A 12,554-nucleotide genomic window follows, 5' to 3' on the forward strand; every position below is an offset into this window, starting at 1 on the left:
GCCGATGTCGGCGCCGCCGCGCCGGTCGTCGAATGGACCTCCATCGCCCACGAAACCCAGTACACGAGGCTGTTCCGCTCATGGACCACCGCATTGCGCATCGGAGTCGGCGGGCCGGTCGGCTCGGGCAAGACCGCGTTGATGGACAGGCTCTGCAAGGCGATGCGCGAGCGCTACAACATCGCCGCGATCACCAACGACATCTACACGCGCGAGGACGCCGAGTTCCTCACGCGCTCCGGCGCGCTGGTGCCCGAGCGCATCCTGGGCGTCGAGACCGGCGGCTGCCCGCATACCGCGATCCGCGAGGACGCCTCGATCAACCTCGCCGCCGTCGCCGATATGAGCGCGAAATTCCCCGGCCTCGATGCGATCTTCATCGAGAGCGGCGGCGACAATCTCGCGGCGACCTTCTCGCCGGAACTGGCGGACATCACGCTCTACGTCATCGACGTCGCGGCGGGCGACAAGATCCCGCGCAAAGGCGGTCCCGGCATCACGCGGTCGGATCTGTTTGATCATCAACAAGATCGATCTGGCGCCTTACGTCGGCGCCGATCTGTCCGTGATGGATCGCGACGCGAAGAAGATGCGCGGCGAGCGGCCTTTCGTGTTCACGAACCTGAAAACCGGCCAGGGGCTCGACACGGTGGTGACGTTCATTCGCGAGCGCGGTGGGCTGGATGTGAAGCGGAGCTAGCGGCGGTATGCCCGCGTCCCCATCACGTATGTCTCGCGCACCGCGCGGTCGTCGCCCAGCATCGCGAGGACGAACAGCGCTTCGTCCGGCGAATTTGCGTAGCCCATCCGCCGCCTGAGCAGCGGCGTCGCGGCGGTGTCGACGACCACGAAATCCGCCTCCTTGCCGGGCGCGAAATTGCCGATCTTGTCGTCCATCTTCAACGCCTTGGCGCCGCCGAGCGTCGCCAGATAGAACAGCTTGAACGCGTCGATCGATTGCCGGCGCAGCTGGCCGACCTTGTAGGCTTCGTTCATGGTCTGGAGCAGGGAGAGCGACGTGCCGGCGCCGATATCGGTGCCGAGCCCGACAGGGACATCTTCGCGCTCGGCCGCCGCGAGGTCGAACAACCCGCTGCCGAGGAAGAGATTCGAGGTCGGACAGAACGCCACGGTCGAGCGGCGCGCGCCCATCCGCCGCCACTCGTCCGGCGAAAGATGGATGCAATGGGCAAAGACCGAACGGTCGGTCGCCAGGCCGAATTTCTCGTAGACGCCGAGATAGTCGGAGCAGTCGGGGATAGGTACGCAGGACCAGCCCGATCTCGTCGGCGTTCTCGGACAGATGGGTCTGCAACAGGATGCCCGGGTGCTCGCGCAGGAGTCGCGCCGACAGTTCGAGCTGGCGCCCGCTCGACGACGCCGCGAAGCGCGGCGTCACCGCATAGCTCAGCCGGCCTTTGCCGTGATAGGCGTGGATCAGCGCGGCGCTTTCGGCATAGCCCGACTCCGCCGTATCGCAGAGATCGGCCGGCACGTTGTGGTCCATCAGCACCTTGCCGGCGGCGAGGCGCATGTTGCGGACGAGCGCCGCGTCGAACAGCGCCTCGACCGACGCCTTGTGCACCGTCGCGAACACAAGCGCCGTCGTCGTGCCGTTGGCAAGAAGCTGGTCGAGGAAGAACGCGGCCGCTTCGGCGGCCACCGCCTTGTCGGCGAAGCGTGTCTCGGCCGGAAAGGTATAATTCGCGAGCCAGTCCAGAAGCTGGCCGCCGGGCGAGGCGATCATGTCGAGCTGTGGATAATGAACATGCGCGTCGACGAAGCCTGGAACGATCAGGGCGTTTTCGAAATGCGTGACGACGACATCGGCGCCGAGCGTCGGAACGATCGCGTCCCAGGGGCCGGCCTGGACGACGTGACCGTCCTCCACCACCAGCGCGCCATCGGGAGAAATAGGTTTCGGCCGGCGGCACGATGCCGGGGTCGTCCCGCAGATGAAAGACGCTCGCGCGATAGGCTTGCCGCGCCATCAGGTCGTCTCCGGCGCGGCGAGCAGGAGCGAACCGTCGAGCGCGATCTCTTCGCAGTTCTCGCCCGGGCCTTCCCGGTCGATGACGAGGAAATCGCTGACGCCGCCGAGCGCGAGATTGAAATGATGCCAGACGCCCGGCGCGAGGTTCACGCCCTGCCCCGCGCCCGCGACGAAGGCGCGGACCGCGAGCGGATCGAACGGCCCCGCCAGCGCCACCACCACGAGATAGGGCCGACCCGACAGCGGCATGAACATCTGGCTGCCCAAAGGATGGTTCTCCATCACGCCCAGCGCGAAGGGAAAGGCCGGCGGCGTCGAGCGATAGAGGTGCACCGCGGCGCGGCCGTCCTCGCCCAGTGCGATGCGCGCGAGGTCGGCGAATTTCTGCGTCGCGCCATGGTTGATGGAAAGGGATAGACCCGCGGCTTCCACCACGTCGCCGAAGGGCGCGAAGGCTTCGGTTGTCAGCGGCACAGGATGCAGCAGGCGGGTCATCTTATATGCGCCCCCTGGCGGATCCAGGCGCCGAGCGCGGCGCGCTCGGCATCTGTCATGCCGGTCTCGTTGCCGAGCGGCATGGTCTTGGTCGTCACAGCCTGCAGCAATACGCGGGAGGCATTGCTACGCAGAACCGTGTCGCGGGTGAAGTCGAGCCCGGCCGGCGGGAGGGCAATCCCCGCATGGGTCGGATGCGCCGCGTGGCACATGATGCAATGCTTGTCCAAGATGGCGCGCACCGTCGCGAAGGGCAGTTGCGCCGGCGGGGCTTGCCCGGCGCCGTGCTGCACATCGACGGCGATCAGCGCGGTAAACACGAACATGGCGGCGCTGGCGACGGCGAGGCCGTAATTGATCTGGCCCTTGTGCCGCAGGTTGAAGAAATGGCGGATCATGATGCCGCAGATGCTGAGCGCGGCGAGCAGCAGCCAGTTGATCGGGCTGCCGGTGAGCATCGGGAAGTGGACGCTGATCATCGCCAGCAGGACCGGCAGGGTCATGTAGTTGTTATGCAGCGAGCGCTGTTTTGCCTGAAGGCCGAGCCGCGCATCCGGCGTCTCGCCCGTCAGCATGGAGGCGACGACCTTCTTCTGGTTGGGGATGATGACGAAGAAGACGTTGGCGACCATCGCGGTGCCCACGATGGCGCCGACATGCAGGAAGGCGGCGCGGTCGCTGAAAACGCGGGTCAGACCCCAGCCGGCCACGGTGAGAATGAGAAACCACACCGCGCCGAACAGCAGACCGCTCCTGCCGAGCGGCGAGCGGCACAGTCCGTCATAGACGAGCCAGCCGCCGGCCAGGAAGGCGAGCGAGATGCCGATCGCCTCGGGCGCGCTGAGCGCCAGCTTGGCGCGATCGATCAGGTAGAGGTCGGCGCCGATGTAATAGATCACCGCGAGCAGCAGGAAGCCGCTGATCCAGGTGAAATAGGCCTCGTATTTGAACCAGTGCAGATGGGGCGGCAGATGCTCGGGCGCCACGAGGTATTTCTGATTGTGATAGAAGCCGCCGCCATGGACGGCCCAGAGTTCGCCCGCGACCAGCGGATTGCCGCCCTCCGCCTTGCGGATGTTGCCGTCGAGCCAGACGAAATAGAACGAGGCGCCGATCCAGGCGATGCCGGTGACGATGTGCAGCCAGCGCACCGCCAGTTCAAGCCAGGGAACGAAATCAGCGAACATGGACGGCCTTGGATGCGCGCGCGGCGGCGCGGGCTTCTATCGTGAGCATCAACTCGGCGGCAACCGCCACGGCGAGCACGGCGGGATCTTTCGAGACCAGGCCGATGCTGCCAATGGGGCAGACAAGGCGCGGCAGCATCGCGCGCGCGATGCCGTCGGCGAGCAGCCGCTTCTCGAACCGCGCCCGCTTGGTCGCCGAACCGATCAGGCCGCAATAGAGGAAATCGCCCCGCGCCAGGACCGCGCGGGCCAGGTCATAATCGAGCGAATGACTTTGGGTGAAGATCAGGTGCAGCGCGCCGGTGGGCGCGGCGGCCACCAGCGCCACGGGATCGTCGGCGATGATGGGCTGGAGCGGGCCGTCGACCGCGCCGAATTCCAGCCGCGTGTCGTACCAGCGCGCGCGCAGCGGCAGGCTGGCGGCGATGGGCGCCAGGGCGCGGCCGACATGGCCGGCGCCGAACATCAGGAGCAATGGGCGTGGATCGACGTGCTCGACGATGGAAAGTCCTTCGGTATCGATCTTCGCCGCGGCGGGATCGATGCGCGCGCCGGTGCGGGCCGTCAGGACGACCGCATCTGCCGGCAAGGCCTTCACTTCGTTGCGGCCGAAGATACGCTTTTCGACGCGGCCGGGTTCGAGCACCGAATGGATCGCGTAGGCGTCGCCACTGTCTTCCGCCGCCCGGATAGCCTCCAGCCAACCGGTCGCGGCGATATCGACGCGTTCGAGCAGCATGCCGACGCGGCCGCCGCAACATTGTCCAAGCAGCGGACCGAGCGGATAGCTCTGGAAACGGTGCGCGGCACCGGCCGCCAGCATCTTGCGCGCCTGGTCCACGACGACGAATTCGAGATTGCCGCCGCCGACCGTGCCGGACTGGCCGTCCGCCCAGACGAGCATCTTGGTCCCCGCCTCGCGCGGCGCCGAGCCCGCAACGCAGCAGACGGTGACAAGCACACCCGCCTCGCCCCGTGCGACCAGTTCGGATGCCCGGCGCCACCATGCCGTCATGCGCGCAGCTTCTCGACGGCGGCCAGGATGCGCTCCGGCGTCGCCGGCGCGTCGAGATCGGGCAACTTGCGGTGATCGGCGACGCTCGCGACCGCGTCGGTCAGCGCCGAGAACACCGAGAGCGCCAGCATCAACGGCGGCTCGCCAACGGCCTTGGAGCGGTGCACGGTCTCCTCGCGGTTATCGTGCGGCCAAAGCTCCATGTTGAACACCGGCGGGTGATCGCTGCAGGCCGGTATCTTATAAGTCGAGGGCGCGTGTGTGCGCAGATGGCCCTTATTGTCGAACACCAGTTCCTCGGTGGTGAGCCAGCCCATGCCCTGCACGAAGCCGCCTTCGATCTGGCCGATGTCGATGGCGGGATTGAGCGAGCGGCCGACATCGTGGATGACGTCGACCCGCAGCACGCGGTTCTCACCCGTCAGCGTGTCGATCGCGACCTCCGACAGCGCCGCGCCATAGGCGAAATAGTAGAACGGATGGCCCTGGTGGCGCGAGCGGTCGTAGTGAATCTTCGGCGTCTTGTAAAAGCCGGTCGAGGACAGCGACACCCGTCCGATCTGCGCCGCGCGGGCCAGCTCGGCGAAGCGCATGCGGCGCGGGCCCGCGCTGACGTGGTTGTCGCGAAAGACGACCTCGTCCGGCTTGCAGCCGAATTCGGCGGCGGCGAAGGCGGCCAGCCGATCCTTGATCGTGCGCGCGGCGGCCTGCGCCGCCATGCCGTTCAGGTCGGCGCCGGCGGACGCCGCGGTGGCCGAGGTGTTGGGCACCTTGCCGGTGGTGGTCGCGGTGATCTTCACCTGCTCCACGTCGATCCGGAACTCGCCGGCGACGATCTGCGCCACCTTGGTCATCAGGCCCTGCCCCATCTCGGTGCCGCCGTGATTCAGATGAACGCTGCCGTCGGCATAGACATGCACCAGCGCGCCCGCCTGGTTCAGATGGGTGGTGGTGAAGGAAATACCGAATTTCACCGGTGTCAGCGCCAGCCCGCGCTTCAGGATGCGGTTCGCCGCGTTGAACGCCTCCACCGCCTTGCGACGCGCGCGGTAGTTCGCCTTCGCTTCGAGCGCCGCCACGATGTCCGGCGCGATATTGTCTTCGACCGTTTGGTGATAGGGCGTGACGTTGCGCGGGGCGGCGCCGTAAAAATTCGCCTTGCGCACGTCGAGCGGATCCTTGCCGAGGTTCCAGGCGATGGCGTCCATCACGCGCTCGATGCCCATCATGCCCTGCGGCCCGCCGAAGCCCCGGAAAGCTGTGTTGGACACGGTGTGGGTTCGATAACGGTGCGATTCGATCGTGACGTTATTCAGGAAATAGGCGTTGTCGGCGTGGAACATGGCGCGGTCGCCGATGGCGAGCGACAGGTCGGTGGAATAGCCGCAGCGCGACTCCTGCACGAATTCGATGCCCTGGATGCGGCCCTCGTCGTCGAAGCCGACGTCGTAGGCGATCTGGAAGTCGTGGCGCTTGCCGGTCAGCGTCATGTCGTCGTCGCGGTCCAGGCACAGCTTTGCCGGCCGGCGCAATTTCGCCGCGGCGAGCGCGGCGATGGCGGCGGGAAGCGCGGCCTGCGTTTCCTTGCCGCCGAACGCGCCGCCCATGCGACGGACCTCGACCGTCACCGCGTTGCTCGGCACGCCGAGCATGTTCGCGATCAGGTGCTGCACCTCGGAAGGATGCTGCGTCGAGGAATAGACGAGGACGTCACCATCCTCCTGCGGCACGGCGAGCGCGACCTGGCCTTCGAGATAGAAGTGATCCTGTCCGCCGATGACGATGCGGCCCGAGAGGCGGTTGCGCGCCCTGCCAAGCGCCGCCGCGCTGTCGCCGAGCGCCATGCGCTGGGGCCGTTCCAGTTCGGAGCCGGCGTCGCGGGCCGCATCGATATCGAGGATCGCCGGCAGGTCTTCGTATTCGATCCCGGCCAGCCGCGCCGCCCGGCGCGCGAGCTCGACCGTCTCGGCGGCAACGGCGAACAGCGACTGGCCGGCATACATCGCTTCGCCTTCGGCGAAGATCGGATCGTCGTGGATCACGGGCCCGACATCGTTCCTGCCCGGAATATCGCGTGCGGTGAACACCGCGACCACGCCGGGCGCCGCGCGCACCGCGGAAAGATCGAATGACGCGATCCCGGCATGCGCCCGCGTGCTTTGGCCGATGGCGAGGTGGACGAGGCCCGGAGGCTCCGGCATGTCGTCGATATAGACGGCGCGGCCGGCGACATGCTTCTCGGCGCTGTCGTGATGGCGCGCGGCGCCGGCCCGGGCGCGCTCACCCATCGAGGGCCTCCAGGTCGAGGACGCGCGTCGCCGGCGCGCCGTCGATCTCGTGGAATGCCCTGAGCAGAAGGTTTCGTGCGGCGATCTGGCGGTATTCGGCCGAGGCGCGCATGTCGCCGATCGGCGTGAAGTCGTCGGCGAGAACGGCCATCGCGTCGCGGATCGTGGCCTCGTTCCACGGCTTGCCGGTAAGTTCGGCTTCCGCAACGCGGGCGCGTCTGGGCGTCACCGCCATGCCGCCGAACGCGACGCGCGCCTCGCGGATCGCATCGCCGTCGCGGCGGAACAGGAACGCGCCGCAGACCGCGGAGATGTCCTGGTCGAAGCGCTTGGAAAGCTTGTAGACGCGAAAGGCCGCATCCGGCGCAAGTTTCGGGACGACGACCTTCTCGATGAATTCCGCCGGCTGGCGATCCTGCTTGCCATAAGCGAGGAAATAATCCTCGAGCGCTATCCGCCTTTGCGTCTCGCCCCGCCGCAGGACCAGCGTCGCGCCGAGCGATATCAACGGCGGCATGGAATCGCCGATAGGCGAGCCATTGGCGATATTGCCGCCGATGGTTCCCGCATTGCGGACCTGGACGGAGCCGAGGCGGCGGACCAACTCGCCAAGGTCGGGATGCAGCCGCGCAAGCGGCGCGTGGGCTTCGCTGTAAGTAACGGCGGCGCCGATTTCGAGAGCGTCCTCCGTCTCTACAATCCGGCGAAGCTCTTCCACCGCGTTCACGGAGATCAAGGTCGGCAGCGTTTGCAGTTTCTTCGTGACCCAAAGCCCGACATCAGTCCCGCCGGCCAAAAGAGTGGCCTCCGGATGTTGGTAATAAAGGACCGCGAGATCCAAGATCGTGCGCGGCGCGAAGAAGAACCTTTTGGCACCCCCATCCGGACGCGCTGCGCCAAGGGTTTCCTCGTCATGGAGAGGAGCGGATTGCGGCCCTTCGGCGCGCGGGAATTCATTCATCCGCTTCGCCGCCTCGACGATAGGGCCATAACCAGTGCAGCGGCAGAGATTGCCGGCGAGGACGTCGCGGATCGTGGCGGGATCGCACGCGCCCTCGTTGAGATAGTGCGCATAGAGCGACATCACGAAGCCCGGCGTGCAGAAGCCGCATTGCGAGGCGTTGGTGTCGACCATCGCCTGCTGCACGGGATGGAGCGGACCATCGGGCGGGCTCAGGCTCTCGACCGTGAACAGCGTCTTGCCGTCGAGCATCGGCAGGAAAAAGATGCAGGCGTTGACCGCGCGCCACGCCTTGCCCTCGCCCACCACGACGGTGCAGGCGCCGCAATCGCCTTCGGCGCAACCCTCCTTGGTGCCGGGGCGGCCCGCGCGAGTCCGCAGCCAGCGCAGCACCGTCTCGGTCGGATCAGGATTGCGGATCTCGTGCAGCGTGCCGTCGAGCCGGAAGCGGACCGTGTCGCGCATCGCTAGCTGCCGCGATAGGTGGAATAGCCGTAGGGCGAGAGCAGCAGCGGCACATGATAATGCGCCGACGCGTCGGCGATGCCGAATGCGATGCGCACGGTGTCGAGGAAGGCCGGCTCCGGCAGCACCAAGCCTTTCTTGCGGAAATAGGCGCCGGTCTCGAACGCCAGAACGTAGCGCCCAGGCGCCATCGTCGGACCCTCCAGCAGCGGCGCGTCGCAGCGGCCGTCGGCGTTCATGGTCGCCTCAGCGATGGGGCCGAAACCATCGTCCGTATACAGACGCACGGCGATCCCCGCGCCGGGGCAGCCATGCGCCGTATCCAAGACATGCGTCGTCAAGCGTCCCACGAAGCAACCTTTCTTCATTCGCATGATGATGCCGCGCTGCTTGGGCTGTAAAGCGCCTTGTGTATAGTGGGGTTGCCAAGACGAGAGTGCCGCACGTGTCTGCCCAATATCCGCGCGATCTGATCGGTTACGGCGCAACTCCGCCCCATCCGCGCTGGCCCGGCGGCGCGCGGATCGCGGTGCAGGTGGTGCTCAACTACGAAGAGGGCGGCGAGAACTCCGTGCTGCACGGCGATAAGGGCGCCGAGACGTTCCTCTCCGAGATCATCAATGCCGCGCCGGTGCCGGGCGCCCGGCATATGAGCATGGAGTCGATCTACGAATACGGCTCGCGCGCCGGCGTGTGGCGGCTGCTGCGGCTATTCCGCGAATACGATCTGCCGGTGACGATCTTCGCCGTGGCGTCCGCGCTGGAGCGCTATCCGGCGATGGCCGATGCGTTCCTGAAGGACGGCCACGAGATCTGCAGCCACGGTTATCGCTGGATCAACTATCAATGTGTCGACGAGGCGACAGAGCGGGCGCATGTCGCCAAGGCGGTGGAGGTGCTTCGGGGGCTGACGGGCGAGGCGCCGCTCGGCTGGTACACGGGGCGCACCAGCCCGAACACGCGCCGGCTGGTGGTCGAGCATGGCGGGTTCCTCTACGACGCCGACGACTACAATGACGATTTGCCGTTCTGGGTGACGGAAGCCGGCAAGCCGCATCTCGTCGTGCCCTACACGCTGGATGCCAACGACATGCGCTTCGCCGCGGCGCAGGGATTTAATTCGGGCGACCAATTCTTCACATACCTCAAGGACACGTTCGACGTGCTCTATGCCGAGGGCGAGGCGGCACCCAAGATGATGTCGGTCGGCCTGCATTGCCGCATCGCTGGGCGGCCGGGACGCTTCGCGGCGCTGGAGCGCTTCCTGCGCTATGTGAGCGAACATAAGGACGTATGGTTCTGCCGGCGCGTCGACATCGCGCGGCACTGGCTTAAGTTCCATCCTCATGCCGGCTGACCGTTTTCGCAGACCACCAAGTACACTGAGCGAACATGAGTTCGTGCGGATTTACGGCGGCGTTTACGAGCATTCGCCCTGGTTCGCCGTGGAGGCTTGGCGGCGCGAGCCGCACGACACGTTCGACACCGTGGACGGCCTGGCGGCCGCGCTGCAGCGCGCCGTCGAGAGTGCCGATGACAAGGCCAAACTGGCGCTGATCAGCGTGCATCCCAGCCTTGCCGGGCGCGTGAAGATGTCGACCGAGTCGACCTCGGAGCAGGCGAGCGCTGGGCTCGACAATTGCTCGCGCGAGGAGCTGACCGAATTCCGCAGGCTGAACGAGGACTATGCGGCGCGCTTCGACTTTCCCTTCATCAAGGCGGTGCGGGGCTTCACGCGGCAGGAGATCCTCGCCGAATTCCGCGTGCGGCTGAACAACGACCTGAAGACCGAGTTCCGCACCGCGCTCGACGAGATACACAAGATCGCACGGCTGCGGCTCGGCGACCTGACCTAGAGAGACGGCATGGAAGACTTCGCAAAGAATTGGGTGGACTTGGCCCAGCCGCGGCTGGGCGGCGAGGTCGTGTTCGCGACCGACGATTTCTTCGCCGCCAAGGAGCGGCTGATCGATCCCGCCGAGCCGGTGTTCATCCCGGGAAAGTACGACGCGAACGGCAAGTGGATGGACGGCTGGGAAAGCCGGCGCCGCCGCGATGCCGGACATGATGCCTGCATCGTGCGGCTGGGCAGACCGGGCATCGTCCACGGGATCGAGATCGACACGCGGAACTTCACGGGCAATTACCCACCGGCGGCGTCGATCGAGTGGTGCCATTCGGACGAGCGGCATCCGCAAAGCGGATGGAAGCCGCTTGTTCCGGCAACGGCCCTCAAAGGCAATGACCGGCTGTTCCTCGGCGTTGCGATGCCCGGCGTGGTGACGCATTTGCGGCTGAACATCTTTCCCGATGGCGGCGTGGCGCGGCTGCGCGTCTATGGCCAGGTCGCGCGCGACTGGACGGCGGGCGAGCGCGCCGATCTCGCGGCTATGGAGAACGGCGCGCTGCCGGTGGCGGCGAATGACGAGCATTTCGGCAAGGTCTCCAACATGCTGGCGCCGGGCAAGGCGCGCGATATGGGCGATGGCTGGGAGACCCGGCGCCGCCGCGAACCGGGGCATGACTGGTCGATCGTCAAGCTCGCAAAGCCAGGGCGGATCGAGGAGATCATCGTCGATACGGCGCATTTCAAGGGCAACTTTCCGGACCGTTGTTTCATCCAGGCGGCCGCGCCGAGCACGCTGCCGAAGGAATCGCTGATCACGCAGTCGATATACTGGCCGGTGCTGCTGCCCGAGCAGAAACTGTCGGCGGACCGCGAGCACCGGTTCGCGGTGGAGATCGCGAAGCATGAGCCGATCCAGTTCGTGCGGCTGAACATCATCCCGGATGGCGGCGTCGCGCGGCTTAGAATGTGGGGAACCGTCTAAGCGACTATCCGCTCCATCACCATCGCTCGCGCCGCCGGCTCAGGGTCGTCGATATGGAGGATGCGGCCGAGGACCGCGACGGCGGAAGCGGCGGAGGCTTCGTCGGCGGCGTGGACTAGCGCTAGCGTGTCGCCCCTGGAAACTTTCATGCCGGCCTGGACGAATTCGGAGAAGCCGACCGCGAGGTTCAGCACATCGCTCGTCTTGCGGCGGCCGCCGCCGAGGTCGATCAGCTCGACGCCGATCTGGCGCGTGTTCATGGGCTGCACATAGCCGGTGCGCCTGGCGATCACCGGCTTCACGACCGGCGCCTTTTGTAGATATGTCTCAGACTTCTCGACGAAGTCGGCGGGGCCGCCGAGGGCCGAGACCATGCGCGAGAACACTTCGACGGCACGGCCGGAGTCTAGGGCCTGCTGCGCCTCATCGCGGCCTTCTTCCAGATCGGGAACCAACTTGCCGAGCAGCAGCATCTCCGCCGCCAGCGCGATGGTCACTTCGTGCAGGCGTGCATCGCGCGTGCCCCTGCCGGTCAGATAATCGAGCGCCTCGATCATCTCCAGCGTGTGGCCGGCGGTGGTGCCCAGGACGGAATCCATATCGGTGATCAGCGCGGTGATCGGAAGGCCGGCGCCCTGCCCGATCGAGACCAGCGTTTGCGCAAGCTCGCGCGCCTGCGCCGGCTCCGCCATGAAAGCGCCCGAACCCGTCTTCACGTCCATGGCGAGACCCTGGAGGCCGGCGGCCAGTTTCTTGGACAGGATCGAGGCGGAGATCAACGGGATGGATTCGACCGTCGCGGTCACGTCGCGCACGGCGTAGAGGCGACGGTCGGCCGGCGCGAGGTCGGCGGTCTGACCGATGATCGCGCAGCCGACTTCCCGCGTCACGCGCTGGAACGTCTCGATGTCGGGATCGCACTTATAGCCGGGAATGCATCCCATCTTGTCCAGTGTGCCGCCGGTGTGGCCGAGGCCGCGGCCGGAGATCATCGGCACCACGCCGCCGCAGGCCGCGACGATGGGCGCGAGCATGATCGAGACCTTGTCGCCGACGCCGCCGGTCGAGTGCTTGTCGAGCACCGGACCGCCCAACGCGTGATCGTCCCAAGCGAGTACGCGCCCCGAATGCGTCATGGCGCGGGTGAAGGCGACGCGTTCGGCGGCGGTCATGCCCTGGAAGAACACCGCCATCGCGAAGGCGGAGACCTGGGCTTCGGAAAAGCCGCCATCGGCGATGCCCTTCACCGCGAAGGCGATCTCGTCCTCGTTGAGCGCGGCGCCGTCGCGCTTCTTGCGGATGATCTCCTGGGGAAGCAC

The 12,554-nt window shown here is 66.6% G+C and carries 13 protein-coding genes; 4 read left to right on the plus strand and 9 right to left on the minus strand.

The annotated features are described in order from the left end of the window. Nucleotides 1–78 precede the first annotated feature (78 nt). Nucleotides 79–522 (minus strand): hypothetical protein, encoded by a 444-nt coding sequence (locus WDM86_20845; protein MEI9992468.1) that lies wholly within the window; start codon nt 520–522, stop codon nt 79–81. Between WDM86_20845 and WDM86_20850 the strand changes: the two genes are divergently transcribed. Further along, complete coding sequence (locus WDM86_20850) at nt 515–700, plus strand: hypothetical protein (protein ID MEI9992469.1); 186 nt, start codon at nt 515–517, stop codon at nt 698–700. The two genes, WDM86_20845 and WDM86_20850, sit on opposite strands and share 8 nt — an antisense overlap. On the opposite strand, the gene WDM86_20855 is transcribed toward WDM86_20850, so the two are convergent. The 7 genes from WDM86_20855 to uraH all read right to left on the minus strand — a co-directional run bounded on the left by WDM86_20855 (nt 697) and on the right by uraH (nt 8,754). Further along, nucleotides 697–1,305 (minus strand): amidohydrolase family protein, encoded by a 609-nt coding sequence (locus WDM86_20855; GenBank protein MEI9992470.1) that lies wholly within the window; start codon nt 1,303–1,305, stop codon nt 697–699. The two genes, WDM86_20850 and WDM86_20855, sit on opposite strands and share 4 nt — an antisense overlap. Nucleotides 1,306–1,990: 685 nt before the next feature. Further along, the gene (locus WDM86_20860; protein ID MEI9992471.1) at nt 1,991–2,488 is read right to left on the minus strand and encodes an ureidoglycolate lyase; all 498 of its coding nucleotides are present in this window, start codon (nt 2,486–2,488) and stop codon (nt 1,991–1,993) included. Beyond that, entirely contained in the window at nt 2,485–3,675 is a 1,191-nt protein-coding gene (locus WDM86_20865) for a urate hydroxylase PuuD (GenBank protein ID MEI9992472.1), read from the minus strand. The genes WDM86_20860 and WDM86_20865 overlap by 4 nt, the downstream gene beginning before the upstream one ends. After that, nucleotides 3,665–4,690, minus strand: coding sequence for a xanthine dehydrogenase accessory protein XdhC (xdhC, locus tag WDM86_20870; protein MEI9992473.1), 1,026 nt, complete (start codon nt 4,688–4,690; stop codon nt 3,665–3,667). Before xdhC ends, WDM86_20865 begins: the two co-directional genes overlap by 11 nt. Next, a complete protein-coding gene (gene xdhB, locus WDM86_20875; GenBank protein MEI9992474.1) occupies nt 4,687–6,978 on the minus strand; it encodes a xanthine dehydrogenase molybdopterin binding subunit in 2,292 nt (763 codons plus the stop codon). Before xdhB ends, xdhC begins: the two co-directional genes overlap by 4 nt. Then, nucleotides 6,971–8,404 carry a xanthine dehydrogenase small subunit gene (xdhA, locus tag WDM86_20880; protein ID MEI9992475.1) on the minus strand — a complete coding sequence of 478 codons (1,434 nt, stop codon included), beginning with the start codon at nt 8,402–8,404 and terminating at the stop codon, nt 6,971–6,973. Before xdhA ends, xdhB begins: the two co-directional genes overlap by 8 nt. 2 nt (nt 8,405–8,406) lie before the next feature. Next, nucleotides 8,407–8,754: a hydroxyisourate hydrolase gene (gene uraH, locus WDM86_20885; protein MEI9992476.1), complete on the minus strand. Its 348-nt coding sequence runs from the start codon at nt 8,752–8,754 to the stop codon at nt 8,407–8,409. 95 nt (nt 8,755–8,849) lie between these two features. Between uraH and puuE the strand changes: the two genes are divergently transcribed. Genes puuE through alc form a run of 3 tightly spaced genes read left to right on the plus strand, consistent with a single transcriptional unit; the run spans nt 8,850 to nt 11,235 of the window. Continuing rightward, nucleotides 8,850–9,761: an allantoinase PuuE gene (gene puuE / locus WDM86_20890; GenBank protein MEI9992477.1), complete on the plus strand. Its 912-nt coding sequence runs from the start codon at nt 8,850–8,852 to the stop codon at nt 9,759–9,761. Then, nucleotides 9,751–10,260: a 2-oxo-4-hydroxy-4-carboxy-5-ureidoimidazoline decarboxylase gene (gene uraD, locus WDM86_20895; protein ID MEI9992478.1), complete on the plus strand. Its 510-nt coding sequence runs from the start codon at nt 9,751–9,753 to the stop codon at nt 10,258–10,260. Before puuE ends, uraD begins: the two co-directional genes overlap by 11 nt. Nucleotides 10,261–10,269: 9 nt before the next feature. Beyond that, a complete protein-coding gene (gene alc / locus WDM86_20900; GenBank protein MEI9992479.1) occupies nt 10,270–11,235 on the plus strand; it encodes an allantoicase in 966 nt (321 codons plus the stop codon). Here the strand turns inward: alc and deoA are convergent. Further along, nucleotides 11,232–12,554, minus strand: coding sequence for a thymidine phosphorylase (gene deoA / locus WDM86_20905; GenBank protein MEI9992480.1), 1,323 nt, complete (start codon nt 12,552–12,554; stop codon nt 11,232–11,234). The genes alc and deoA overlap by 4 nt on opposite strands.

Source organism: Rhizomicrobium sp. (assembly GCA_037200045.1).
In the GTDB taxonomy this organism is placed as follows: Bacteria; Pseudomonadota; Alphaproteobacteria; order Micropepsales; family Micropepsaceae; genus Rhizomicrobium.

Bases quoted from the DNA above. Each gene is read 5' to 3' on its own strand.
- alc (MEI9992479.1), top strand. From the start codon at position 10,270: ATGGAAGACTTCGCAAAGAATTGGGTGGACTTGGCCCAGCCGCGGCTG.
- uraD (MEI9992478.1), top strand. From the start codon at position 9,751: ATGCCGGCTGACCGTTTTCGCAGACCACCAAGTACACTGAGCGAACAT.
- WDM86_20860 (MEI9992471.1), bottom strand. From the start codon at position 2,488: ATGACCCGCCTGCTGCATCCTGTGCCGCTGACAACCGAAGCCTTCGCG.
- xdhB (MEI9992474.1), bottom strand. From the start codon at position 6,978: ATGGGTGAGCGCGCCCGGGCCGGCGCCGCGCGCCATCACGACAGCGCC.
- WDM86_20845 (MEI9992468.1), bottom strand. From the start codon at position 522: ATGATCAAACAGATCCGACCGCGTGATGCCGGGACCGCCTTTGCGCGG.
- xdhA (MEI9992475.1), bottom strand. From the start codon at position 8,404: ATGCGCGACACGGTCCGCTTCCGGCTCGACGGCACGCTGCACGAGATC.
- WDM86_20865 (MEI9992472.1), bottom strand. From the start codon at position 3,675: ATGTTCGCTGATTTCGTTCCCTGGCTTGAACTGGCGGTGCGCTGGCTG.
- xdhC (MEI9992473.1), bottom strand. From the start codon at position 4,690: ATGACGGCATGGTGGCGCCGGGCATCCGAACTGGTCGCACGGGGCGAG.